1 protein-coding gene is annotated in these 464 nt (G+C 71.3%); it reads right to left on the bottom strand.

The window, feature by feature from the left end:
* The coding region (locus KVT32_RS28725) for a hypothetical protein (protein ID WP_217619273.1) at window positions 1-338 on the bottom strand (338 nt) is incomplete at its 3' end.
* Window positions 339-464: the final 126 nt, after the last annotated feature.

Genomic DNA, 464 nt, shown 5'->3' with positions numbered 1-464 from the left:
CTGGCTTCCAGCGCCACGATGGCAACAATGCCGGCGACCTCAGCGCGAATCAGCCGGCGTCGGGCCAGCGTGCTGTCCTCGCGCGCCAGCAGCCGCCGCCGCATCCAGACCCAGCCGCAGGCCGTCGCCCCGTACAGGAACAACCGCCACACGAAGAAGTAGCCCGATGCGGCCGCGAGCCACCGCTCCCAGCCGGCCACGCTGCCAACGAGATAGATGCCGGCGATGTTGGCGCCCACCGCAGCGGCGACGATCACGGCCGCCCACAGCAGTGCTTTCGCCGCACGCCGGCTGATGAGCCAGCGCAAGGGGCGCCAGGCCATGCGCCCCGCGCTCATGGCCGGCCTCCCGGATTGCCCTTCTGCAACTGGTCGAGGCGGTCGGGCACCGGATCGCCCTCATAGATGCCGCGCGAGCCTGCCGCGCGCGTGCCATGGCGCTGGATGATGGCCATCGGCGAGTTG

The organism is Achromobacter sp. GbtcB20, from assembly GCF_019091095.1.
Taxonomy (GTDB): Bacteria; Pseudomonadota; Gammaproteobacteria; order Burkholderiales; family Burkholderiaceae_B; genus Achromobacter; species Achromobacter mucicolens.
Note: the sequence above shows the minus strand (reverse complement) of the source record. Positions and strands in the feature narration are given on the sequence as shown.